The 24328-nt window shown below is 72.1% G+C and carries 20 protein-coding genes; 12 read left to right on the top strand and 8 right to left on the bottom strand.

Annotated elements, in window-relative coordinates:
* Positions 1-222 precede the first annotated feature (222 nt).
* The 3 genes from DN051_RS34685 to DN051_RS34675 are packed head-to-tail and all read left to right on the top strand — an operon-like array spanning position 223 to position 3703.
* Positions 223-1899, top strand: coding sequence for an NAD(P)/FAD-dependent oxidoreductase (locus tag DN051_RS34685; RefSeq protein WP_053761873.1), 1677 nt, complete (start codon positions 223-225; stop codon positions 1897-1899).
* Positions 1896-3356 (top strand): ATP-binding protein, encoded by a 1461-nt coding sequence (locus DN051_RS34680; protein WP_053761872.1) that lies wholly within the window; start codon positions 1896-1898, stop codon positions 3354-3356. Before DN051_RS34685 ends, DN051_RS34680 begins: the two co-directional genes overlap by 4 nt.
* The gene (locus tag DN051_RS34675) at positions 3353-3703 is read left to right on the top strand and encodes a UBP-type zinc finger domain-containing protein (RefSeq protein ID WP_053761871.1); all 351 of its coding nucleotides are present in this window, start codon (positions 3353-3355) and stop codon (positions 3701-3703) included. Before DN051_RS34680 ends, DN051_RS34675 begins: the two co-directional genes overlap by 4 nt.
* 55 nt (positions 3704-3758) lie before the next feature.
* Here the strand turns inward: DN051_RS34675 and DN051_RS34670 are convergent, their stop codons facing one another.
* From DN051_RS34670 to DN051_RS34655, 4 genes are all read right to left on the bottom strand, one after another.
* The gene (locus DN051_RS34670) at positions 3759-4973 is read right to left on the bottom strand and encodes an SGNH/GDSL hydrolase family protein (protein ID WP_112440606.1); all 1215 of its coding nucleotides are present in this window, start codon (positions 4971-4973) and stop codon (positions 3759-3761) included.
* The gene (locus DN051_RS34665) at positions 4970-7348 is read right to left on the bottom strand and encodes a glycosyl hydrolase family 95 catalytic domain-containing protein (protein ID WP_053761869.1); all 2379 of its coding nucleotides are present in this window, start codon (positions 7346-7348) and stop codon (positions 4970-4972) included. Before DN051_RS34665 ends, DN051_RS34670 begins: the two co-directional genes overlap by 4 nt.
* 64 nt (positions 7349-7412) lie before the next feature.
* A complete protein-coding gene (locus tag DN051_RS34660; RefSeq protein ID WP_053761868.1) occupies positions 7413-9269 on the bottom strand; it encodes an alpha-galactosidase D in 1857 nt (618 codons plus the stop codon).
* A gap of 23 nt (positions 9270-9292) precedes the next feature.
* Complete coding sequence (locus DN051_RS34655; RefSeq protein ID WP_053761867.1) at positions 9293-10489, bottom strand: ROK family transcriptional regulator; 1197 nt, start codon at positions 10487-10489, stop codon at positions 9293-9295.
* 222 nt (positions 10490-10711) lie between these two features.
* Between DN051_RS34655 and DN051_RS34650 the strand changes: the two genes are divergently transcribed.
* The 5 genes from DN051_RS34650 (at position 10712) to DN051_RS34630 (ending at position 16471) form a co-directional block, all read left to right on the top strand.
* Positions 10712-12094 (top strand): CAP domain-containing protein, encoded by a 1383-nt coding sequence (locus DN051_RS34650; protein ID WP_112440604.1) that lies wholly within the window; start codon positions 10712-10714, stop codon positions 12092-12094.
* Between the two features lie 63 nt (positions 12095-12157).
* Positions 12158-12835 (top strand): AIM24 family protein, encoded by a 678-nt coding sequence (locus DN051_RS34645; RefSeq protein WP_112440602.1) that lies wholly within the window; start codon positions 12158-12160, stop codon positions 12833-12835.
* A gap of 372 nt (positions 12836-13207) precedes the next feature.
* Positions 13208-14167, top strand: coding sequence for a threonine/serine dehydratase family protein (locus DN051_RS34640; protein WP_053761864.1), 960 nt, complete (start codon positions 13208-13210; stop codon positions 14165-14167).
* A gap of 116 nt (positions 14168-14283) precedes the next feature.
* A complete protein-coding gene (locus DN051_RS34635; RefSeq protein WP_112440600.1) occupies positions 14284-15885 on the top strand; it encodes a serine/threonine protein kinase in 1602 nt (533 codons plus the stop codon).
* A 160-nt stretch (positions 15886-16045) separates the two neighbouring features.
* Positions 16046-16471 (top strand): SsgA family sporulation/cell division regulator, encoded by a 426-nt coding sequence (locus DN051_RS34630; RefSeq protein ID WP_112440598.1) that lies wholly within the window; start codon positions 16046-16048, stop codon positions 16469-16471.
* A gap of 90 nt (positions 16472-16561) precedes the next feature.
* Here the strand turns inward: DN051_RS34630 and DN051_RS34625 are convergent, their stop codons facing one another.
* Both DN051_RS34625 and DN051_RS34620 read right to left on the bottom strand, forming a co-directional pair.
* A complete protein-coding gene (locus DN051_RS34625) occupies positions 16562-17059 on the bottom strand; it encodes a DUF6328 family protein (protein ID WP_053761862.1) in 498 nt (165 codons plus the stop codon).
* Between the two features lie 128 nt (positions 17060-17187).
* Positions 17188-18171 (bottom strand): aldo/keto reductase, encoded by a 984-nt coding sequence (locus tag DN051_RS34620; RefSeq protein ID WP_112440596.1) that lies wholly within the window; start codon positions 18169-18171, stop codon positions 17188-17190.
* Between the two features lie 441 nt (positions 18172-18612).
* Here DN051_RS34620 and melC1 point away from each other — a divergent pair, with 441 nt between their 5' ends.
* Both melC1 and melC2 read left to right on the top strand, forming a co-directional pair.
* Complete coding sequence (melC1, locus tag DN051_RS34615; RefSeq protein WP_053761860.1) at positions 18613-18990, top strand: apotyrosinase chaperone MelC1; 378 nt, start codon at positions 18613-18615, stop codon at positions 18988-18990.
* 31 nt (positions 18991-19021) lie between these two features.
* Positions 19022-19849 (top strand): tyrosinase MelC2, encoded by an 828-nt coding sequence (gene melC2, locus DN051_RS34610; protein ID WP_112440594.1) that lies wholly within the window; start codon positions 19022-19024, stop codon positions 19847-19849.
* Between the two features lie 64 nt (positions 19850-19913).
* Here the strand turns inward: melC2 and DN051_RS34605 are convergent, their stop codons facing one another.
* Both DN051_RS34605 and DN051_RS34600 read right to left on the bottom strand, forming a co-directional pair.
* Positions 19914-20603: a ribonuclease H family protein gene (locus DN051_RS34605; RefSeq protein ID WP_112440592.1), complete on the bottom strand. Its 690-nt coding sequence runs from the start codon at positions 20601-20603 to the stop codon at positions 19914-19916.
* A 74-nt stretch (positions 20604-20677) separates the two neighbouring features.
* Entirely contained in the window at positions 20678-21478 is an 801-nt protein-coding gene (locus DN051_RS34600) for a VOC family protein (protein ID WP_053761857.1), read from the bottom strand.
* A 157-nt stretch (positions 21479-21635) separates the two neighbouring features.
* Between DN051_RS34600 and DN051_RS34595 the strand changes: the two genes are divergently transcribed.
* Both DN051_RS34595 and DN051_RS34590 read left to right on the top strand, forming a co-directional pair.
* Positions 21636-22643: a zinc-binding alcohol dehydrogenase family protein gene (locus tag DN051_RS34595; protein ID WP_199315011.1), complete on the top strand. Its 1008-nt coding sequence runs from the start codon at positions 21636-21638 to the stop codon at positions 22641-22643.
* 241 nt (positions 22644-22884) lie between these two features.
* The gene (locus tag DN051_RS34590) at positions 22885-24321 is read left to right on the top strand and encodes a family 2B encapsulin nanocompartment shell protein (RefSeq protein WP_053761855.1); all 1437 of its coding nucleotides are present in this window, start codon (positions 22885-22887) and stop codon (positions 24319-24321) included.
* Positions 24322-24328 lie beyond the last annotated feature (7 nt).

Here is a 24328-nt window from a genome sequence, read left to right as displayed (position 1 = left end):
CACTTACTCGCGGCTCAGTGTTCCCTACCCTTCCCGGCCCTCTCGCCACGAGCCTCGAAACGGCCGTCTCCTGCTCCGTTCCGTGGTCACGAGAGCGCCGACCGTGGGCGCCGCACGGCATACCCGGGCGAAGCAAAGCGATCGAACATACGATGGCCAGAACCGGCGCGGTGACGAGGGTGACGCCGTGCCCTGATTCCGACCGCCCGGGGTGGGAGACATATGGCACAGGCCGCCGAGACAGCGCGGACCGTCATCATGACCGTGGACGACGATCCGGGGGTGTCCCGCGCCGTCGCCCGCGATCTGAGACGGCGCTACGGCCAGTCGTACCGGATCGTCCGCGCGGAGTCCGGCGAGTCCGCGCTCGAAGCGCTGCGGGAGCTGAAGCTGCGCGGCGAGCTGGTGGCCGTGCTCCTGGCCGACTACCGCATGCCGCAGATGAACGGCATCGAGTTCCTCGAACAGGCCATGGACGTGTATCCCGGCGCGCGGCGGGTGCTGCTGACCGCGTACGCGGACACCAACGCGGCGATCGACGCGATCAACGTGGTGGATCTCGACCACTACCTGCTCAAGCCGTGGGACCCGCCCGAGGAGAAGCTGTACCCGGTGCTGGACGACCTGCTCCAGGCCTGGCGGTGCAGCGACTACCGGCCGGTGCCCAGCACCAAGGTCGTGGGGCACCGCTGGTCGGCGCGTTCGTCGGAGGTGCGGGAGTTCCTCGCGCGCAACCAGGTGCCCTACCGCTGGTACTCGGCCGACGAGCCCGAAGGCCGCCGGCTGCTGGTCGCGGCCGGCGCGGACGAGCAGCGGCTGCCCCTGGTGATCACCCCGGACGGCACCGCCCTGGTCGAACCGGAGGCCCCCGACCTCGCCGCCCGGGTCGGGCTGGCGACGACACCCACCGCCGAGTTCTACGACCTGGTCGTCATCGGCGGCGGCCCCGCCGGGCTCGGCGCGGCCGTGTACGGGGCGTCGGAGGGGCTGCGCACGGTGCTCGTGGAGCGGTCGGCGACCGGTGGTCAGGCCGGCCAGAGCTCACGCATCGAGAACTACCTGGGCTTCCCCGACGGCGTGTCCGGCGCGCAGCTCACCGACCGGGCCCGCAGACAGGCGGCGAAGTTCGGCGCGGAGATCCTGACCACGCGCGAGGTGACCGGACTGGAGATCAACGGCGCCGCGCGGGTCGTGCGGTTCTCCGACGGGTCCGCGGTCGCCGCGCACAGCGTGATCCTGGCGACCGGCGTGTCGTACCGGCAGCTGCGCGCGCCCGGCGCGGACGACCTGAACGGCTGCGGGGTGTTCTACGGGTCGTCGCTGACGGAGGCGTCCTCCTGCCAGGGCCACGACGTGTACATCGTGGGCGGCGCCAACTCGGCGGGGCAGGCGGCCATGTACCTGTCGCGGGGCGCGAAGTCGGTGACCCTGCTGGTGCGCGGGGAGTCGCTGTCCGCGTCGATGTCGTACTACCTGATCCAGCAGATCGAGGAAGCGCCGAACATCTCGGTGCGCTGCGCCACGGTCGTCGAGGCCGCGCACGGTTCCGACCACCTGGAGCAGCTGACGCTGCGCGACGCGGCGAACGGCCAGACCGAACTCGTCGACGCGCAGTGGCTGTTCGTGTTCATCGGCGCGGCGCCGCTGACCGACTGGCTGGACGGCACGGTGCTGCGCGACGAACGCGGGTTCATCCTGGCCGGCCCCGACCTCTCACCCGACGGGCGGCCGCCCGAGGGGTGGGAGCTGGACCGGCCGCCCTACCACCTGGAGACCAACATTCCCGGCGTGTTCGTGGCGGGTGACGCGCGTGCCCAGTCCGCCAAGCGCGTCGCGTCCGCCGTCGGAGAGGGAGCCATGGCCGTGATGCTCGTCCACCGATACCTGGAGCAGTCATGAGCGGGCAGGTCCTGCCGTGCAACCCGGAGGAGATCGGTTCGCTCTTCCTGTTCGAGAAGCTGTCCCCGGAGCAGCTGGCGCGCCTGTGCGCCGCGGGCAGTGTGGAGCGGTTCGAGCCCGGGCCGGTGTACGGCGAGGGCGACGCCGCGACCTGCTTCTACGTGATGATCGAGGGCACCGTCGTGCTGTACCGGCGGGTGGGCGGCGACGACGTCGAGGTGACCCGGACCTCCCAGAGCGGGGTGTACGCCGGGGCCATGCAGGCGTATCTCGCTGACCGAGTGCGGCAGGTCTACAACAACTCGATGCGCGTGACGGAGCCGACACGGTTCTTCGTGGTGCCCGCGGACACCTTCTCAGACATCATGCAGGAGTGGTTCCCGATGGCGGTCCACCTGCTGGAGGGGCTGTTCTTCGGGTCGAAGAACACCCAGCGCACGGTCGGGCAGCGGGAACGGCTGCTGGCCCTCGGGTCGTTGTCCGCCGGCCTCACCCACGAGCTGAACAACCCGGCCGCCGCGGCGGTGCGGGCCACCTCGACGCTGCGCGAGCGGGTGGCCAAGATGCGGCACAAGCTGGGTGTGATCTCCGCGGGCCCCTACCCGCGGGAGAAGCTGGCGAACCTGATCGAGATCCAGGAGCGCACGGCCGAACGTGTCGCCAAGGCGCCCACGCTGAGTCCGCTGGAGGCCTCCGACCGGGAGGACGCCCTCACGGACTGGCTCGACGACCACGACATCGCCGACGGCTGGCGGATGGCGCCCACCTTCGTGCAGGCCGGTCTCGACGTGGACTGGCTGGAGCAGGTCGCGGCGGCCGTCGACGAGGAGGTCCTGCCGAGCGCGATCGGGTGGCTCAACTACACGGTCGAGACCGAGTTGCTGATGGACGAGATCGAGGACTCCACCACCCGGATCTCGCATCTGGTGGACGCCGCCAAGCAGTACTCGCAGCTGGACCGCGCGCCGTACCGGATGGCCGATGTGCACGAACTCCTCGACAGCACCCTGGTGATGCTGTCGGGCAAGATCGGACAGCGGATCAAGGTCGTCAAGGAGTACGACCGTACGCTCCCCGAGATCCCCGCCTATCCGGCGGAGCTCAACCAGGTGTGGACCAACCTGATCGACAACGCGGTGTCCGCGATCAACAGCGCGGGCGGTGACGGCACCTTGACCGTGCGCACGGAACTCGATCACGACCGGCTGCTGGTGGAGTTCCGCGACACGGGGCCCGGCGTGCCGGAGGAGATCCGCGGCCGTATCTTCGACCCCTTCTTCACCACCAAGCCGGTCGGCGAGGGCACCGGGCTCGGTCTGGACATCTCGTGGCGCATCGTCGTCAACAAGCACCACGGCCATCTCCAGGTCGAGTCCGTACCGGGCGACACGCGGTTCCAGGTGCTTCTTCCGCTGACCGCCACGGACGACGAGACACCTCAGGAGGAGACGGCATGACCAGCGACACCGGAATCGACCCCAGCGTCCCGCCGAGCGGCACCGGTTGCATGGAATGCAACGCGGACGGCGGATGGTGGTTCCACCTGCGGCGCTGTGCCCAGTGCGGTCACATCGGCTGCTGCGACTCCTCCCCCGCCAAGCACGCCTCGGCGCACTACGAGGCCACCGGGCACCCGGTGATGCAGAGCTTCGAACCCGGCGAGGCGTGGTTCTGGAACTTCGCGACGGACGAGCTGTACGAGTCCGGGCCCCATCTGGCCGGACCCGAGGCCCACCCACTGGACCAGCCGACGCCCGGACCGGCCGGGCGGGTGCCCGTGGACTGGGCGAGAACGCTGGACTGAGCGCCGCCCGCGGGACGGGTGCGGGAGCGCACCCGTCCCGCGGCGGGCACACCCGTCATTCGAGGCGCCGGGCCGCGCAGTCGAGGGCTTCGACGTCCACGGCGTCGGCGAGTGCCTGCATCCCCTTGTCGTTGGGGTGCAGGTGGTCGCCGTTGTCGAAGAACGGCAGGATTCGCTCCTGGTCGTAGGGGCTGCGCAGGATGCGGTCGAAGTCGGCGACGGCGTCGAACTCCCCGCTGTCCCGGACGAACGCGTTGACCTCCTGACGCACCGCCTCGGCGGCCGGATCCCATTCCGACCAGCCCTTGAAGGGCCCCACGGTGGCGCCGACGACACACTTGCCGGCCTTGTGCGCCCGGTCGACGATCTGCCGGTAGCCGGCGATGAGGTCCCCGGCCGTCACCCCGGTGTGCGCCTTGATGTCGTTGACGCCCTCGAAGAGGAACACGGTGCGCACGCCGGGGTGGGACAGCACGTCGCGCTCCAGCCGGTTCAGGGCGCTCTGCCCGGCACCGTCGGCGAGGACCTTGTTGCCGGAGATCCCCTCGTTGGCCACGCCCTTGACGCTCGTACCGTCCGCCGCGCGGAGCCGGCGGGCGAGATAGTCGGGCCAGCGACGGTTGAGGTCGGTGCTCGACTGCCAGCCGTCCGTGATCGAGTCGCCGAGGGCGACGACCGCGCCGGTCGTCGCGCTCGTACGGACGGTGACGGCGTCCAGGTAGAACCAGGAGCCGATGGTGTCCGTCCAGGCGGCGGCGCTCTCCTCGGCGGCGTGGTCGCCCCGGGCGGCGTACGACGTCTGCATGGCCATCCCATGGCCGGTCGCCGGTCCCGCGGCGTCCGGGGTGTGCAGACTGACCACCAGATCCGTCCCGGCCGGCACCTTGCCGGGCAGCGGATCGCTGCGGACGGTGGCGCCCGCGGGGACGGTGACGGAGCGCGCGCCGCCGAAGGTCAGCGGGCGGTTGCTGCCGGGGACCAGTTCGGCGCCGGTCAGCCGCACGCCGGCGTGCACGCTGCCGAAAGTCACCGGCCGGTCGCCGAAGGCGTTGGAGAGCCGGACCCGCAGACCGTCCCCGCCGGCACTGGTGCGCACGACGAGGCGGTAGCTGCGGTCGGCGGTGCCCTCCCCCATGCGGTCGGCGGCGGCTCCCCAGGTGACGACGTCGTGCCGGGCCGGCGCCGCCTCGGCCGCCGCGGGCACCTGCACCGCGGCGGCGAGGAGCAGCACGGCGGCCGGCCGCACCGCGCGGGCGAACCGGGCCGTCACCGGGTGAGGTCCTTCAGGGAGACGGACTCGCCGGGCCGCACCGTCACCGTGCGGGAGGTTCCCGCGAAGACCACCTCGGTGGTCCGGCCGCCCACGCTGCGGATCCGGACGGAGGTCGGTCGCCCGTCCCGCCACGCGAGGTCCACGACGAATCCGCCCCGCGCCGGGACACCGGAGACGGAGCCGGATTCCGCCCAGGCCCCCGGAAGGGCGGGCAGGAGTTCGATGTGGCCGGGGCGGGAGTAGAGCATCATCTCCATCATCGCCGCGGGGGTGCCGAAGTTCGCGTCGATCTGGAAGATGCCGCGGCCCTGTTCGACCTCGTAGATGTCGAACAGGTTGAAGGCGGTGCCGTTGCTGCCGCCGGTGGAGGGGCGGAGGTTGTTGACGATCAGCTGGTAGGCCTTGTCCGCGTCCTTCAGACGGGCCCAGCACAGGCTGCGCCAGGCGTTGGCCCAGCCGAAACTGTTCATGCCGCGCGCGGTGAGCTGGGCGGCGGCGCCGTCGACGATCTCCTTCGGGGTCGAGCCGTCGGGGCGGATGCGGTCGCCGGGGAAGAGGCCGACCAGCCCGGACAGGTGCCGGTGGGTGGTCTCGCCGAGGTTGTCGGGCGACATCCACTCCTCCAGCCAGCCCGTCTTCGGGCTGACCCGCGGCAGGTACAGGCGCTTGCGCAGGCCCTCGATCGTGCCGGCGTACGCGGCGTCCTTCTTCAGCACGGCCGACGCGGTCGCGTAGTTGGCGAACAGCGCCCACACCAGTTCCTGGGCGTAGGTGATGCCCTTGGCGTCGAGCGGGCCGTGCTCCGGTGACCAGTCGCTGTCGGCGATGAGCACCTCCGTCGAGGTGCCGGGCAGGGTGGTGGTCAGCAGCCGTGCCTCCCAGAACTCGCAGGCGCCCTTGAGCAGGGGGTAGATCCTGGCGAGGTGCTGACGTGACTGGGTGTACTCGTAGTGCTCGAACAGGCTGTTGCACAGCCAGGCGTTGCCCGCCGGGTGCCACCACCAGCCCATCCCGCCGTGGATGTTGGTGGAGATGGCGACCGTCCAGCCGGCGATCTTGCCGGTGGAGTTGCGGTAGCGGTTGCGGGGGTCGTTGAACAGGGACCGCGTCAGCTCGGTCCAGGACGGCAGCTGGTCCAGGCAGTAGTCGGTGAAGGCGTCGAAGCACTGGGACAGACCGGCCCGGTCGGCCATCCAGTAGTTCATCTGGATGTTGACGTCCGTGTGGTAGTCGCCCATCCAGTCCGGGTCGTTGCCGTCCAGCCACAGGCCTTGCAGGTTCAGGGGGAGGCTGCCGCGCGAGCCGGAGATCATCAGATAGCGGCCGAACTGGAGGTAGGCCGCCTCGAGTTCGGGGTCGGGCGTGCCGTCGCGGTGGCGTGCCTTGAGGCGTTCCCAGGTGTCCAGGGAGCGCTGGGCGTCGGTGGAGGCGCCGAGCGAGACATCGAGCCGGCCGTACAGGTCGCGGTGGTCGGCCACATGGGTGCGGGCCAGTGCGGCGGCCGAGTGGGCGGCCGCGTCGCGGACCTTGGTGCGGGCCAGCTCCTCGGGGTCCAGGGAGGGGTTGCGGTAGTTCGCCGCCGCGTCGGGGGCGTAGTTCGTGCCGCCGCTCACCACCACGGTGAGGTCCCGGCAGCCGGCGAAGTCGATCCGTGTGCCGTCGACGGCCACCTTGCCGCCGGTGCCGTACGCCCGGACGGCCGCGCCGTAGCGCAGGCCGTTGGTGAAGGACCCGCCGAAGGAATCGGCCCGCGACGGCTTCTCGCCGTGTGTGCCCTCCAATGTCAGGGAGCCGGTGTAGCGGCCGCCTCCGCTCTGGGTGAAGTGCAGCACGATGACGTCGTCGGGCCGGCTGGCGAAGATCTGCCGACGGTAGGTGACGCCGGAGCGGACGTACGAGCTGTCGACCAGGCCCTGCGCGAGGTCGAGGGTGCGCCGGTAGCCGTTGACGGCGGACAGGTCGTGGTCGGGGATGTCGACGGTGAGGCGGGCGAGCAGGGTGAAGGAGCCAAAGTCGGCGCGCCCGTAGGGGAACTGCCCGTCGGCGTCGAGGGTGTCGTTGAGGCCGCCGGTCCACATCGTGGCGTCCGTGATCAGCAGCAGCTCGCGGCCCGGGTCGTTGCTCACGAGCGCGCCGAGCCGGCCGTTGCCGACCGGCAGGCCCTGTTCGATCATGGAGCCTTCGTCGGCGGGGGCCTGCCACCACAGCCGGTCGCGCGACGTGCCGGCGGCCGCCGGCTCGGCGGCGGTGGGCCGCCGGGGCGCCGCTGAGGCGGTGAAGGCCGGCAGGCCGGCGAGGGCCGCGGTGAGGCCGGCCGTCGCGGCGGCGGAGAGCAGCGTTCTTCTGCTGGGCTCGTTCGGGCTGGGGTTCATGTGCGGCTCCGGGGACGTCGGCGGGAAGGGGCCCGGCGCGGGGGCCGGGCCCCGGGAAGGTCGGTCAGGCGGTCTTCGGCACGTCGATCCGGTCGATGTCCGGTGCGTAGCTCGAACCGCTGTCGAACGTGATGGTGTTGGCGCCCGCCTTCAGCGACACCGGCACGTACACACTGTTCGCGGTCCCCCAGTCGCCGGTGGCGGCGAACTTGTGGCGGGTGGCGCCGCCGCCGTTGGCCAGGACGTCGGCGGAGCGGGCGTCACCGCTGACGTAGGTGACCTTGATCTGATAGGTGCCGGCCTTGGCGACTACGACGTCGTTGAACGTCAGTTTGCCGCCGAGGTAGAGGCCGCCGACCTTGTGTCCCTCGGAGCAGGCCGAGCAGCCGGCCACGGACGCGTTGCCGCTCAGGGTGTTCGCCGCCGACTCGGCCTCGATGCCGGTGGCGGTCACCGCGCTGCCGCGCGGCTCGACGGTGAACAGCCGGGAGCCGTGCGCCGGCAGAGCCTGGGTGATCTTGTTCTGGTGGGTGCCGAGATTCTCGTGGTTCCACAGGTCGCGCACGCTCGCCTTGCCGGTGAAGCCCAGCGTCGCCCAGTCGGCGGTGACGGCGGCCGGGGAGTCGGCGAGGTTGAACAGGGCGACGGTGTGGCTGCCGTCGGGGTTCTTCGCGGCCCACACCTGCTGCGGGTCGGAGGGCGTGACCGGCTTCGCGGGCGGGGTGTCGCCCTGGTTGACGGCGATGACCTCGCGGTTGGTCAGCAGGGACAGGCCGTAGGAGTCGAGGCGGGTGAGGTCGTCGCCGGTGTACAGCGGGGACTTGGCGATGGCCCACAGGGTGGCGTAGCTCTGGCGTTCGGCCTTGGTCAGGCCGTCCATCTCACCGTTGCCGACGTTGAGGGTGTCGAGGTCGTTCCAGCCGCCGGGGCCGGCGTGGCGGGTCCAGGCGGGGGCGTCGTCCCACCGGTCGTCGACGGAGTTCTCCCAGGTGACGAGGGTGTTGCAGTAGCACTCCACGTCGGTGTCGATCCGCCACCCGTTGGAGTACTTCTTCCAGTCCTCGGCGTGCCCGATGTCCAGCGACCAGGACAGTTCCAGGTGGATGGGGCGGCCGGTGGCGGCGATGGCCTTCTGCCACGCGGCCACGTCGGCGACGTTGTTGTACTGGTCGCCGTTCTTGAAGGAGCCGGGACCGACGCCGTCGAGCTTGAGGAAGTCGTAGCCCCAGTCGGCGAACAGCCGGGCCTGGGAGTCGATGTACTTCTGGGCGCAGGGACGGGAGAAGTCGATCTTGTAGGCGCTGTCCCAGCCGTTGGTGGTGCGCAGGTCGCCGTGGACGATGTCGGCGGTGGTGCAGTCCTCGGTGTTCCAGATCGGCACCTTGCCCTCGCCGTAGGCCTCCTTCTCCAGGCCGACGGGCAGGTAGATGCCGGCCTTGAGTCCCTTGGCGTGGACGTGGTCGGCGACCGCCTTCATACCGCGGGGGAAGCGCACCGGGTCGGCCTTCTGGCGGCCGAACTCGTCGAATTCCGGCTTCCAGGCCTGGTCGCGCCACCAGCCGGCGTCGATGTTGACGTACTCGTAGCCGTAGGGCTTGAGCTTGCGTGCCATCGCGTCGGCCTGCTTGAGGACGTTGGCCTCGGTCAGGTAGCTGTAGTCGCCGTTCGGGTTGAGCCCCGGGTATTTCGACGACTGCATGCTCCAACTCGACCAGCCCATGTAGGGCTTGGCCGCGAGGGCGGGCGCGGTGGCGGTCTCCGGGGCCGGCGCGGCGGCCGACGCGGTGGTCGCCTGCGAGCCGTCGGTGTCCGGGGCCGCCTGCACGGCCGTTCCGGCGGTCGCGAGGGCCGCCGTGACGGCCATGACGACCAGGGCTCTCAGGCCGCGTCCGGGCAGGGCGGAGTACGAGGATGACCGCATGGGTCGTACCTCCTGGGGTCGGTTCAGCTGCGGGTGGGTTGGGGCTGGGTCCGGTCCGTGTCGATGAAGCTCTGGATGGCGGTGGCGGCGGCGCCCCGGGCCCATTCCTCGAAGGGCAGCGGGCGGGTGCGTACGTCGCAGCGCGCGGCGGAGCCGAACGCTGCCGCGGCGAAGGCGTCGCGGATCTGCTCGGCGAACAGGTCGTAGGCGGCGAGTCCCTCGCCGGAGATGATCACCAGCTCGGGACCGAGGAGGTTGGCCACGGTGGCGATGCCTCGGCCGATGGCCTCACCGGCGCGCGCGTACACCGCGCGTGCCCCGGCGTCGCCCCGGTGGGCGAGGGCCAGCGCGTCCGCCGCGTCGGCGACCTCGGCACCCGTCGCCTCCCTGATCGCGGCGAGGATGGCCGTGTCGCCCGCGATCGCCTCGACGCAGCCGCGGTTGCCGCAGTGGCACGGGGGGCCCGCCGGGTCGATCGCCACGTGGCCGATCTCCCCGGCCACGCCGTGCGCCCCGGCGACCACGCGTCCGTGCACGACCAGGCCGCAGCCGATACCGGCGCCGACGGTGACGACGGCGAAGTCCGACAGCCCGACTCCGGCGCCGAACCACTGCTCGGCGACGGTCAGGGCGCGCACGTCGTTCTCGACGGTCACCGGCAACCCGGTGGTCATCGCGGCGAGTTCGGCGAGCGGCACATCCCGCCAGTCCAGGAAGGGCGAGTAGCGGACGGTGCCCGCGGCGCGGTCGACGTCTCCGGAGACGGCGAGGCCGAGTCCTCGCACCTGCACGCCGAAGCCGTCCGCCTCCATGAGCAGTTCCCGCACCAGGTCGGCGATGGCCGCCAGCACCGGTTTGGGGTCGCGGTCGGGCAGCGGCACGTGCCGGGCGACGCGGATGCGGCAGCACAGGTCGGCGAGGACGCCGATGAGTTCGTCGCCGGTCACCTTGACGCCGATGAACAGGGCCCGGCCTCCTTCGACCCGCACCGGGTTCGCGGGTCGGCCGAGCGCGCCGCGCGCTTCCTCGTCGACGTCCTCGACCAGGTACCCGGCCTCGATCAGGGGCCGGACCGCCTTGGTCACCGCCGCCGCGGACAGGCCGGTCCGCTCGGCCGTCTCCGATCGGGTGAGCGGGCCGTGGGACAGGACGGTGGTGAAGATCTGCGAGGCGGCGGGTGTGGCGGCGGGGAACGCCTCGGCAGGTGAGGTGGAGCGCATGGCCCGGAACCTATGAGTCTTATTTTCCGGTGTCAATGAAAGAAGCAGAACTCCACGAAAGATCCACCAGGACTGGATTGAAACATTCAAAGGCCAGGCAATGAGCGCCACTTGAGCTTGTGAATGAAGGCGCCGTCCTGCCGGGAACCGACATCGTCCCGGCGGACGTTCTCAGGTCGACGCACCGGAGTCGGAGACGGCGGACTACAACAGGGCGACACCATGGACGAGTTGGTCCCCGGCGGCAACGCTCCCCTGCCGGGCGGCGCCCTGACCGTGCGGGTGCCCGGGCCCTTCGACGTGTCCGCGCTCATCACGGACGACAGCGGCCGGGTCCGGGACGACGGCGACTTCGTGTTCTACAACCAGCCGTCCGCTCCGGGCGCCCGGCTGCACGGCGGCACCCTCACCCTGGATCCGCCGCGGCTGCGTGCCGGAGCCACCCGCGTCACCGTGGCCGTCACCCCCGCCGACCCGGGCACGCCCCTGGGCCGGCTGCCCGCCCCCACGCTGCACGTCGCGGACCGGACCGGCCGCCCGCTCGTCCGCTTCGCTCCCGCCCGCCCCGGCCGGGAGACGGTGCTGCTGCTCGCCGAGGTGTACCGGCGCGGCGCGGGCTGGAAGCTGCGGGCGCTCGGGCAGGGGTACGCGGACGGACTGGCGGGACTCGCGCGCGACTTCGGCGTGGACGTTCTGGACGACACGCCGTCCGCACCGGCGCCCTCCGCGTCATCGTCGGCGCCCCCGTCGTCCGCCCCGGCAGCCCCCTCGCCGCGCTTCCCCGCCACCGTCCCCGCGTCGCCCTCCCACCCGCCGCGCGGCGCCGCCGACCCGGACGGCTTCCTCGCGCTGGTCAACTCCGCACGCGCGCGGGCGAGCTCCCCGCCGGTCAGCCCGGACACCCGGCTGACCGGCGCGGCGCGGGCGCACGCCGCCGCCATGGCGGCGGACGGCCGGCTCGGCGTCGAGACCCGCGACGGCGTCTCGGTGTACCGGCGCGTCACCAGCACCGGGTTCGCGTACGTCACCGTGGGCGAACACCTGGTCTCCGGCCCGCGCTCCCCCGCCGAGTTCATGGACCACTGCCTGCGCTCGGAAGGTCCCGGCCGCACCCTGCGCGACCCGGCCTTCACCCACACCGGGTGGGCGTACGCCACCGCCGGCCGTTCCGGGACGGTCCACTGGACCGTCCTGTGGGCCAGACCCCTCGCCCCCGGCGACCTGACCCGTGTGGCGGGCGAGGTCGTCGGCCTCACCAACCGGGAGCGCGACCGGGCCGGGCTGCCACCGCTGGCCGTCGACGGCCCGCTGACCGCGGCAGCCCAGGCGCACAGCGCGGACATGGTCGCCCGGGACTTCTACTCCCACACGGCGCCCGACGGCAGCCGGCCCTGGGACCGGGCCGCCGCGGCGGGCTCCACCCTGCGCTCCATCGGCGAGAACATCGCCTGCGGCCAGCGCTCCCCCGCCGAGGTGGTGACCGGGTGGATGAACAGCCCGGGGCACCGCGCCAACATCCTCAAGCCCGGCTTCACCCGCATCGGGATCGGCTTCGAGGGCGGCGGCCGGGCCGGGACGTACTGGACCCAACTCTTCGGCGGTTGACGAAAGTCCGCCCGCGGCACCCGCGATCTTGGCGGAACGCAATCCTCCGGACAGGATGCATGCATGAAGGGTGACCTGTTTTCCAGCGAGCACATGGTGCAGCCGGCCACGGCGCCGGGGATGACCGTCGAGAACGCCAAATGCATCAGATACGCGGTGTCCGGCGAGATGCTGGCCCGGCAGGGCGCGATGATCGCCTACCGCGGCACCCTCGCCTTCGAACGCAAGAGCCAGGGCGTGGGCGGCATGCTGAAGCGTGCGGTCACCGGCGAAGGGCTTCCGCTGATGGCGGTGCGCGGCCAGGGGGAAGCCTGGTTCGCCCACGAGGCGCAGAACTGCTTCATCGTCGAGGTCGAGCCGGGCGACGAGTTCACCGTGAACGGCCGCAACATCCTGTGCTTCGACGCCACGTTGGCGTACCGGATCGCCACGGTGAAGGGCGCGGGGATCGCGGGCGGCGGCCTGTTCAACAGCGTCTTCACCGGGCACGGCAGCCTGGGCCTGGTGTGCGACGGCAATCCGCTGGTCATCCCCGTCTCGGCGCAGCAGCCGGTGCACGTGGACACGGACGCGGTGGTCGGCTGGACCGCGGGACTGCGCACCTCGCTGCACCGCTCGCAGTCGATCGGGTCGATGCTGCGCGGTGGTTCCGGTGAGGCCGTGCAACTGGTCCTGGAAGGCGAGGGGTACGTGGTGGTGCGTCCGAGCGAGGCGACACCCCCGAAGGCCCAGCAGCACTGACCGGGGGCGGCTCGTGAGGTGATCTGCGCCTCACGGGCACCCCTCCGCGCCGCGTCCACGCCGTGATCGTCGACGGGTGGCACCTCCGGCGGCGCCGATCACGGGGCGGGCGTACGGCGAGGCGGGCGTACGGCGGTGGCAGCCGGGGCCCGCCGGCACCTCGCCGCGGTCGGCGCGGACCTCGGCGGCACAGGCTGGGAGGCGTGCGCCGCGGCCCAGCCGCGGCCGCCGCAGGACATCCTGATGCGACGCGCGCCGCTGCGGACCGGGCCACGGCACCGGCAACCGTGTTGACCTGCGGCGTGTACCGCGTCAGGGTTCGACACGGCGCGGTTCCACCATCGAAGCCGCCGCGCCGGAAGGGTGAGCTCCTTGATCGGCATCTCGGACATCGAATCCGCCGCCGAGCGGATCGCCGGACATGTCCTTCGCACCCCCACCGTGCCGAGCCCCGGCCTGTCCGGGCTGCTCGGTGTCCCGGTGACCGCGAAACTCGAACTCCTGCAACGCACCGGTTCCTTCAAGGCCCGTGGGGCGACGGCGAAGCTGCTGTCGCTGAGCGAGGCCGAGCGGGCCGCCGGGGTCGTCGCGGTCAGCGGTGGCAACCACGGGATCGCGCTCGCGGTCATGGCCGCCGCCCTCGACGTGAAGGCGACGGTGGTCATGCCGCGCTCGGCGCCCACCCGCGCGGTCGAGATCGCCCGGGAGGCCGGTGCGACGGTGCGGATCACCGAGGACATGGGCGGCGCCTTCCGCCTCGTGACCGAACTGCGGGACGAGGGTCTGACACTGGTGCACCCCTTCGACGACCCTCTGGTCGTCGCCGGTCAGGGCACGGTCGGGCTGGAGTTCGCGGACGACGCGGACGAGGTGACCGACGTACTGGTCAGCATCGGAGGCGGCGGGCTGATCGCCGGTGTGGCGGCGGCGCTGCGGGCCCGCCGCCCGGGGGTGCGGATCTGGGGCGTGGAGACCGAGGGTGCCGAGGCCATGTCCGAGGCGCTGCGGGCGGGCGGCCCGGTGCAGGTCCCGCTGTCGTCCATCTCGTCCACGCTGAGCGCCCCCACGGTGTCGGCACTGACGTACGACCATGTGTCCGCGCTGGTCACTGAGGTGCTCGTGGTTCCCGACCGGGACGCCGTACGGGGCTGTCTCGACCTCGCCGAGCACGCCAAGGTGTGGGCGGAGCCGGCGGCCGGCTGTCTGCTGCCCGCCGCCCGGCAGGTCGTGGAACGGGTCGGCGAGGACTGCCGCATCGGGCTGGTGGTGTGCGGGGGCAACGCCTCGCCCCGTGACGTGATGACCTGGGCCGACCGCTTCGAACTGCACTGACGGAACGTCAAAAATACGGTCCTGCCCGAATATGCGCCCGGCGCGTTGAACGCGCGCCGTCGCACCCCGCGTACCACTGGCAAAGGTGAGAGCCAGGGGTTCAACGAGGGATGGCCATGGGCAAGGCGCACGTCTCCGCACACCGGTCGGTCGCCGGGAGATACCGGCTCCTGGAAGCCGTCCATCACGAGTCGAACCGGATCTGCTGGTACGGGGAGGACGTACAAGCCGGGCGGCCCTGCCTGGTGACCCAGGTCGGGCTGCCCGGCGAGCCCGGCGAGGAGAGCGCGCGCCGGGCCGTCGGCCGCGTCATGCGCACGGCGGAGACGATGGGCCAGCTGTGCCCGGGCCGGGTCGCCCCCGTCGTCGACGTCGTCGAGGAGGCGGGTTCACTGTGGACGGTCACCGAATGGGTGGGGGGCACCCCGCTCGGTGAGCTGCTCGGCCAGCAGGGCCCGTTCCACTACGTCCGGGCGGCCCGGATCGGGCTGGAGCTGCTCCACGTGCTGGACGCTGCGCACGATCAGGGCATCACCCACGGCGAGCTGAGCCCCGGCCAGGTGCTCGTGCGTGAGGAGGGTCCGGTCGTCGTCACCGGCTTCGGCCTCGCGGGCGCGACACTGGCACCGCGTCTGACGGCGCCCTCGTACGCCTCCCCGGAACAGGCCCGCGACGAGCGGATCGGCCCGGCGGCGGATCTGTGGGCGCTCGGCGCGATCCTCTACACCATGGTGGAAGGACGCCCGCCGTTCCGGGACCGGGACCGGCCGGAGACCACGCTGAAAGGAGTGGACCGGCTGCCGCTGCGCACCCCGCAGCGCGCGGGCCCCCTCGCCCAGGTCGTCCAGGGCCTGCTGCGCAAGAACAGCCGCGAACGGCTGACCCGGACCGTGGCGCGCGAGGCACTCACCCGGGTGCTGAAGGAGGACGCCGAGGCGGCCCTGCCGGCCGCACCGACACCCCGCCTGCGCCGCGCGTACGCCTTCGCCTGCCATGCCTCAGCGCCGGGGTGGAGCAGACGGGCCATGATCGTCGGCACGACGCTCGCCGTCGTCACCGTCGGCGTCGCGATCCTCGCGGCGACGGTCGGCCTCTCCGACGACGAACACTCGGCGACCGGCACGCAGCCCGGTCCGTCCACCACCGCCACGCCTCCGGCGAACGGCTCGGCACCGTCCGCCCCGGCACCCGCTCCGACGGCACCGCCCACCGCCTCCTCCCCCTCGGCCTCGGCCTCGGCCACCGGACTGCCGCCCGGTTTCCGCGGCTACAGCTCGCCGGAGGGCTTCTCCGTCGCCCTGCCCGACGGCTGGCGGCCGCTGAGCACCGACCGGGTGTCCGACCTGGCCTACCGCGTGGTCCTGGGCGCCGAGGACGACCCGCGCACGCTCGCCGTGACCTACAGCGAACGGGTCGGCACCGACCCGGTCGCGGTGTGGCGGGACGACGTCGAGCCCGACCTCAAGCAGCAGGCGGACGACTACCGGCGGGTCGGCGGGATCCAGGCGACGATGTACCGCGGGCGCGAGGCCGCCGACATGCAGTGGCTCGCCGACGTCGACGGGACGCGGGTACGCACCTTCGGCCGCGGCTTCCTCATCGGCGACGGCCGCGGTTACTCGCTGCGCTGGACGACGCCCGCCGACGAGTGGGAGGCCGCCGAGAACCGGCAGGCCCTGGACACGTTCCTGCGGACCTTCCGCCCGCCGTCGGACTGAGCGGTGCCCGGCGCGGGGCGCCGTTTGGCGACGGGGCCTCAGTCGGCGCTGCCCGACGCGGGATCGGCGGCGTCGGGGAATCCCCGTCGCGCGGCTGCGCAGCGACCGCAGGACGGGGTACCAGGGAGCTCTACGACCGTTCTCCTCGGAGGCCCCCCTCGTGAAACCCAGCGTGCACAAGACCCTGGTGATGCAGCTCCGGACGGGCGCCACGGACCGCTTCCCCGTGCTCGCCCGCCTGAACTACGACGCGCGGGACCCGTACGCCGTCACCGTGGTGTTCAGCCACGACGGCCGGGTGCTCGCGCGGTGGCGGCTGGACCGGGAGATGCTCCGGACGGGACTGCGCCGACCCGTCGGCGCGGGCGACGTGCGGTTCCGCCCGGTGTCCGCGGGGAGGTGGGAGGAACTGCGCATGGAGTTCTTCGGCGACGCCCGGCCGGACGGCGGATGCCGGCACGCGGTGGTGTTCGCCCGGGCGTCGGCGGTCGAGTCGTTCCTGTCCCGGACCCACGACATGGTCGCGCCGGGGCGGGAGCGACCGTATGTGGACGACTTCCTGGCGGAGGTCTTCGCCGAGAGCTGAGACCGAGCGGAACGCGCGCCGGGGACCTGCCGGTACGTGCACGGGTTCCGCCCGGCGGCCGGGCGGAGCGGAACTCCGGGGCGCCGTCCGTCAGCGACCGGTGTGGTGCCGTCGCGCCCAGGCCGGCAGCACGAACCAGCAGAGCAGGTACCAGGCGAACACGCCACCGACGAGCCACGGAACGTAGTCGTTGTGGGTCGCCACCCGGAGGATGAGCAGCAGCGAGCAGGTCATCGTGGCGAGCAGCAGGAGCAGGCCCACGAAGGTCAGCCGTGACGCCCAGACCACCGCCTGCGGTTTGATCCGCTGCCCGGAGACGATGCGGTGCAGGGCGACCGGCCCTATCAGAGCGCCGGTCGCCGTCGCCCCGAGGACGACGGTCACGATGTAAATGGTCTGGTCGGTGTCGTCCAGCGCGTGGTACGTGGAGGTGAAGACGACGGTCAGCAGGAAACCGAAGAGGATCTGGACCCCCATCTGGGTGATGCGGACCTCCTGGATCAGCTCGCCCCACATGCGGTCGGCTCTCTCCTCCTCGGTCTCGTCACGCCCCCTGGACCTGCTCGGGCTGTCGTCGGCGACCGACACGGCTCCTCCTGGTGAGAAAGACCGGGCTCCTTCCCACCGGGTTCCCCGGGACCGCCGGAAGTCTCCGGGGCGGCCGGCCCCTTTTTGCGCCGCTGTTGCGACGGCCGCCCCGGACATGCGCTCGACGGCTACCAGCGGCTCTCCACCTGCTCCTTGATCCGCCGGTCGTAGAGGTCCTCGATCGCCTGGAGGGTGGCGTCGGACAGGGCGGGCAGCTTGGCGGCCGCCGCGTTGGCGCGGGACTGCTCGGCGGAGCGGGCACCGGGGATCACCGTGGTGACGCCGGGCTGCTGGATGATCCAGCGCAGCGCCAGCTGAGCCGGGGTGTACCCCTCGGGGGCGAGGGCGGCGAACTCGGCGGCGGCCTCGACGCCGGTGGCGTAGTCGACGCCGGAGAAGGTCTCGCCCTGGTCGAAGGACTCGCCGTGCCGGTTGTAGGTGCGGTGGTCGTTCTCGGCGAAGACGGTGTCCTTGGTGTACTTGCCGGACAGCAGGCCGGAGGCCAGCGGCACCCGGGCGATGATGCCGACGCCCGCCTCCCGGGCGGCCGGCAGCACCTCGCGCAGCGGCTTCATGCGGAACGGGTTGAGGATGATCTGCACGCTCACCACATGAGGCCGGGCGATCGCGGTCAGCGCCTCGGCGCAGGTCTCCACGCTCACGCCGTAGGCGGCGACGCGCTCCTCCTCGACCAGGGTGTCCAGGGCGTCGAACACCGCGTCGCTGGAGTAGACCGCGGTGGGCGGGCAGTGCAGCTGAACCAGGTCCACGCGGTCGACGCCGAGGTTGCGCCGGGACCGGTCGTTCCAGGCACGGAAGTTGTCCAGCACGTAGTTCTCGGGGATCTGGTCGACGCGCCGGCCCATCTTGGTGGCGACCAGCACGTGCAGGTCGGGCCGGCCGCCCAGGAACGTGGCGATGGTCTGCTCGCTGCGTCCGTCGCCGTACACGTCGGCGGTGTCGAAGAAGGTCACGCCGGACTCCGCCGCCGCCTCCAGCACCGCGAGGGCGTCCTTCTCGTCGACGTCACCCCAGTCGGCACCCAGCTGCCAGGTACCGAGACCGACGACCGACGCATGCTGACCAGATCTGCCGAATTCACGCTCATCCATGACCACAGTCTGTCACCCGCCGCGCCGGTACGCGGAACGCCCCACTCCGACAGCCGCCGCAGGGCCCGACCGTCCGCGCCGGCGGCCCGTCGACCGGGCCTCGGCGGAGCGTCAGCAGCGCTTCGACAGGGCGTCGACGAGGCTTTCGAACGCGTCAGTTTCCCGGGGTGAGCCGCACCACCGGCGAACCGCCCGTCCGCCAAGGATCGTGCGGACGAGCGCGCCCGACGGAAGGAATTCCCCCTTCCGGGACCGGCGGCACCCTCTTCGCGGCAAGATCATCTTCGTTCAAGCTTGCACGAGATATAGGTACTTGTCCTGATCACGACCCGTCGCGCACGGGGGATTTCACCCGCTCTCCGCCGGACCGATAGGCATGCGGGGCCGGCCGGTCGCACGACCCGGCCGACGTCCCGTCCTTCCCCGACCCAGGAGGTCCGCATGCCCGAACTCAGCCGCCGTCGCGCACTCGCCGCGGGCGCCGCGCTCACCGCCGCCGCCGGAACGCTCTCGATCGCCCCGGGCATGGCCGCCACCGCCCGGCGGCACGGCACCCCGGACCCGGAAGCCTTCGACGAGGTCTACAACGGCCGCCTGATACAGGGCAGGCCGGTCGCCCGAGCGGGCCGCCACCACGGCGGCGCCGGCTACGAGGTGCACATCGACGGCGCGGAACTGCACATGATGCGCAACGCGGACGGCAGCTGGATCAGCGTCGTCAACCACTACGCGCCGGTGCCGACACCACGCGCCGCCGCACGTGCCGCGGTCGACGAGCTGCGGGGCGCCCGGCTCGTCCCGTTCCCCGCCGCCGGCTGATCCCGACCACCAGCACCTGGAGCAACAGCGCATGACCGTCCGCAAGAACCAGGCGAGCCTGTCCGCCGACGAGAAGCGGCGTTTTGTCGCCGCGGTCCTGGAGCTCAAGCGCAGCGGCCGCTACGACGAGTTCGTCACGACCCACAACGCCTTCATCATGGGGGACGTCGACGACGGCGAGCGCACCGGCCACCGCTCGCCGTCCTTCCTGCCCTGGCACCGCAGATTCCTGCTGGACTTCGAGCGCGCGCTTCAGTCCGTGGACGCGTCGGTCGCGCTGCCGTACTGGGACTGGTCCGCCGACCGCACCGCAGGGTCCTCGTTGTGGGCGCCCGACTTCCTCGGCGGCAGCGGGCGCGCCCGGGACGGCCGGGTGACGGACGGCCTCTTCACCGAGTCGGCCGGCAACTGGCCGATCACCGTGCGCGTCGACGGCCGGACGTATCTGCGGCGGGCCCTCGCCGGGGCGGTACGTGAGCTGCCGACACCGGCCGAGGTCGAGTCCGTACTGGCCATGAGCCGGTACGACACCGCGCCCTGGAACAGCGCGTCGGACGGCTTCCGCAATCATCTGGAGGGCTGGCGGGGCGTCAATCTGCACAACCGGGTGCACGTCTGGGTCGGCGGCCAGATGGCCACGGGTGTCTCGCCCAACGACCCGGTGTTCTGGCTGACGCACGCCTTCGTCGACAAGCTGTGGGCGCGGTGGCAGCGCCGGCACCCCCGCTCCGGCTACCTGCCGGCGGCCGGCACACGGGACGTGGTCGACCTGAACGATCCGATGAAGCCGTGGAACGACACGACCCCGGCGGACATGCTGGACCACACTCCCCACTACACGTTCGACACGGACGCGTAGCCGGGGCCTGTCCGACGGTGCGGGGGGCCGCCCACGGGCGCCGGGGACCGGACCGGTACCGGTGCTAGGCGTCCACCGTCCGGCACTCGGGGTGGCCCCAGCCCTGGGGGTTCTTGGCGATGGCCTCGCCGGCCGCGTAGGAGCGGCCGCACGCGCAGCGGCCCGGGAACTTGGCCTTGATCGTACGGGCCGCGGTGCCGGACCGCTGCCGGGCGGGCTTGGCCGCGGCCGGACCGCGGCGCGGGGCGGCCGACGCGGCGCCGGACGCGGGCGGCGGTTCCGGGGAGCCGAAGCCGCTGCCGGCCGACTGCTGCTCGGTGGCGGCCTGGCTGGCGGCGCGGTCGGCGAAGTCGTTCAGCGGGTCGCCGTCGACCTGGTGGGCCGGGACGTAGCGGAACTCGACGGAGCGGCCGTCGAGCAGTTCGTCGATGCGCACCACCAGGTCCTGGTTGGCGACGGGTTTGCCGGCGGAGGTCTTCCAGCCGTTGCGCTTCCAGCCGGGCAGCCAGGTGGTGACGGCCTTCATGGCGTACTGCGAGTCCATCCGGACCTCCAGCGGCACGCCGGGGTCCGTCGACGCCAGCAGCCGCTCCAGGGCGGTGAGTTCGGCGACGTTGTTGGTGGCCTTGCCCAGCGGCCCCGCCTCCCAGCGGGTCGGGGACTCCGACTCGTCGGCGACGACCCATGCCCAGCCCGCCGGCCCGGGGTTTCCCTTCGAAGCCCCGTCGCACGCGGCCACCACTCGTTCACGCATGGTCCGATCATGCCACGGCCCGGACACCCGAACGGCCACGGCGTCGCTCGGGCGGGGACGCCGGGAGGTGCCGGTCAGGCGATGTCGGTGAGGTCCGGCATCTCACCCTCGGTGGTGGTGGTGTCGATCACCGAGAAGCTCGCGCCCTGCGGGTCGCTCAGTGCCGCGAACCGGCCGAAGGGACTGTCCATCGGTCCGAAGCGCAGCACACCGCCGCGCTCGGTCGCCTTGGCCACGGCCGCGTCGCAGTCGGCGACGCTGAAGTAGACATTGATGTACGCCGGCACCTCGGGCGGGAAGTCGTCCGTCATCTTCATCCGGCCCAGCACCGGGTTCCCGCTGAGGTTGAAGATCCGGAAGTCGATGCCGTCGTCGTCCATCTGCTGGGCGGTGAACGGGAACACGGCGGGGAAGAACGCGTCCGCCGTCTCCGGCTCGCGGGTGAAGACCTCCGCCCAGCAGTACGCGCCGGGCTGCTCCATCGGCGCCTCGAACCCCTCGTGGGTGCCGCTCTGCCACACGCCGAACGCGACGCCACCGGGGTCGCGGGCCAGGCACATGGTGCCGAAGTCACCGACCTGCATGGGCCCCATCAGCACCTCACCGCCGTTGTCCCGGATCCTGGCGGCCGTGGCCGCGGCGTCCGGCGAGGCGAAGTAGAGGCACCACTGCGACTGCTCCTCACCACCCGGCATGGGTGGTACGACGGCCGCGACCGCCTTGCCGTCGGCGTAGGCCTGGGTGTAGTTGCCGAACTCCGACGACGCCTCGCCGAAGGTCCAGCCGAGGACGTCGGCGTAGAAGGTCTTGGCCCCCTCGACGTCCGTGAACATCGCGTCGGCCCAGCAGGGCATTCCCTCGGGTTTCACGGCCATCGGTGCGGACCTTCCGGTTCGGGTGTCTGTCGTCCGAATTCTCACGCTAGCGACGCGGTCGGCCGCCCGCGCGCCGAACACGCGCTTCCGTTCCAGACTGGGCTGCGGAAGGCGGCCGGTGACCGACGGAGCGGGGCAGCGGATGGCGGACAGGACGATGCGGGCGTGGTCGGTGGTCGCGCCGGGGCCGGTGGAGGAGGGGGCGCTGCGGCTGGTGGAGAAGCCGGTGCCGACGCCCGGCGAGGACGAGCTGCTGGTGCGTGTGCGGGTGTGCGGGGTGTGCCGGACCGACCTGCACGTGGTCGAGGGGGACCTCGAGGTGCACCGGCCCGCGGTCACGCCCGGTCACCAGGTGGTCGGGACGGTGGCGGGGTTCGGGACGGCGGTGCGCGGATTCACGGTCGGCGACCGGGTGGGCGTGGCCTGGCTGCGCCGCACCGACGGCACCTGCGCCTACTGCGCCCGCGGCGCCGAGAACCTCTGCCCGGCCTCGCGCTACACGGGCTGGGACGCCGACGGCGGTTACGCACCGTACACGACCGTACCGGCCGCGTTCGCCCACCGGCTGCCCGGCGGCCTCGACGACGTCGCCGCCGCTCCGCTGCTGTGCGCCGGCATCATCGGCTACCGCGCGCTGCGCCGCGCCGCGCTGCCGCCGGGCGGACGGCTCGGTCTGTACGGGTTCGGGGGCAGCGCCCACCTGTGCGCGCAGGTGGCCCTGGCCGAGGGCGCCCGGGTGCACGTCCTGACCCGCGGTGCGGCGGCACGGCGGCTCGCGCTGGAGCTGGGGGCCGCCTCGGCGCGGGAGGCCTCCGACCCGCCACCGGAGCCGCTGGACAGCGCGATCCTGTTCGCTCCGGTCGGCGAGCTGGTCCCGGTGGCGCTGCGGGCCCTGGACCGGGGCGGGGTGCTGGCGATCGCCGGTATCCATCTGAGCGACGTACCGCCGCTGAACTACGAGCGCGAGCTGTTCTACGAGCGGGAGCTGCGCAGCGTCACCTCCAACACGCGTGAGGACGCCCGTGAGTTCCTGGCGATCGCCGCCCGGCACGGCGTGCGTGCCACCACGCACGTCTATCCGCTGTCGGAGGCGCCGCGGGCGCTCGCCGATCTGAAGGCGGGCCGCTTCGACGGAGCGGCGGTGCTGGTCGACGACCTGGACTGAGCGGCGGGCCGGGCGGCCGGCGGGCCTGCGCGCCCGGGGCGCGAGGTGTTCGGGCGGCGTGCGGGGAAGCCGCAGTGAGCCGTCCGCTTCGTCCGGGATGTTTGCAACGTCCCGGGCCTGAGAGCGCCCCTTTCGCGCCGTACCGTGGCGCGCCCACGGCTGTTTGGCTTGTTTCTGCGCACGGCCACCAGGCACCCCACCGACCGTTCCGCTCACCCTTGTCCACCTCCCGGGAGGGAATGTGTCCGCACCGGACAGCGCCACCGGTCCCGCCACCGAAGAACTCACCACCGCAGCCGACCATCCGCTCACCAGCCTCAGCACCCTCGCCGCGCGCCAACTCACCACGACCACCAAGTCCGAACCCCAGATGCAGGCCATCACCTCACGATGGCTGCTCAAGGCCCTGCCCTGGGTGGACGTCAAGGGCGGCGCCTACCGGGTCAACCGGCGGCTGCAGCTCCGCGTCGGCCGCGGTCGAGTGCAGTTCGAGCAGAACGGCGCCGACGACATCCGGGTCATCCCCCGGACGCTCACCGAGCTGCCGGTGCTGCGCGGCTACGGCGACACCGAGGTCCTCAAGGAGATCGCCGGCCGCTTCCGGGTGCGGGACGTCCGCGCGGGCCAGGTCCTGTACGAGGCCGGCCAGCCGGTCACCGAGGCCTATCTCGTCGTGCACGGCCGGTTCACCCGCTTCGCCACCGGCAAGTACGGCGAGGAGGAGATCCTCGGGGTCGTCACCGACGGCGACCAGATGGGTGACGAGGCCATCGGCCAGGCCGACCCGCTGTGGCTGAGCTCGATGCGCGCCGAGACCGCGGGCGTGGTGATGGTGCTGCCCTGGGACGTGGTGCGGGAGTTCACCGACCGGGTGCCGTCGCTGGCCGCGCATCTGACGGAGTACGCCGAGCGGCAGCGGCTCCCGATGAACCGCAAGGGCGAGGCCGACGTCCCGGTGCAGGCCGGACACGTCGGAGAGCCCACCCTGACCGGCGGATTCGTCGACTACGACCTGGCCCCGCGCGAGTACGAGCTGTCCCTCACCCAGACCGTGCTGCGGGTGCACACCCGGGTCGCCGACCTCTACAACGACCCGATGGACCAGACCGAGCAGCAGTTGCGCCTGACCGTGGAGGAGATCCGCGAGCGCCAGGAGTGGGAACTGGTCAACAACCGCGAGTTCGGGCTGCTGCACAACATCGACTACGGACAGCGCATCAGCTCGTTCACCGGCCCGCCGACCCCGGACGACATGGACGAGCTGCTGGCCATGCGCCGCAAGACCCGGCTGTTCCTCGCGCATCCGAAGGCGATCGCGGCCTTCTTCCGCCAGTGCAACAAGCGCGGACTGGTGCCCGGCACCGCCACCGTGAACGGGCACGAGATCCCCGCCTGGCGCGGTGTCCCGCTGTTCCCGTGCAGCAAGATCCCCGTCTCCGACCAGCACACCAGCAGCATCATCGCGCTGCGCACGGGGGAGGCGGACCAGGGCGTCGTGGGCCTGCGCCAGACCGGCATCCCGGAGGAGTACCAGCCGGGTCTGAACGTCCGGTTCATGGGCATCGACACCGCCGCCATCATCAACTACCTCGTCACCGCCTACTACTCGCTGGCCATCCTCGTGCCCGACGCGGCCGGAGTCCTTGAGAACGTCCAGCTCGGCCGGAGCGCCGACTGACCGGGTG

Source organism: Streptomyces cadmiisoli (assembly GCF_003261055.1).
Classification (GTDB): Bacteria; Actinomycetota; Actinomycetes; order Streptomycetales; family Streptomycetaceae; genus Streptomyces; species Streptomyces cadmiisoli.
This window is presented reverse-complemented; position numbering and strand designations above follow the sequence as displayed.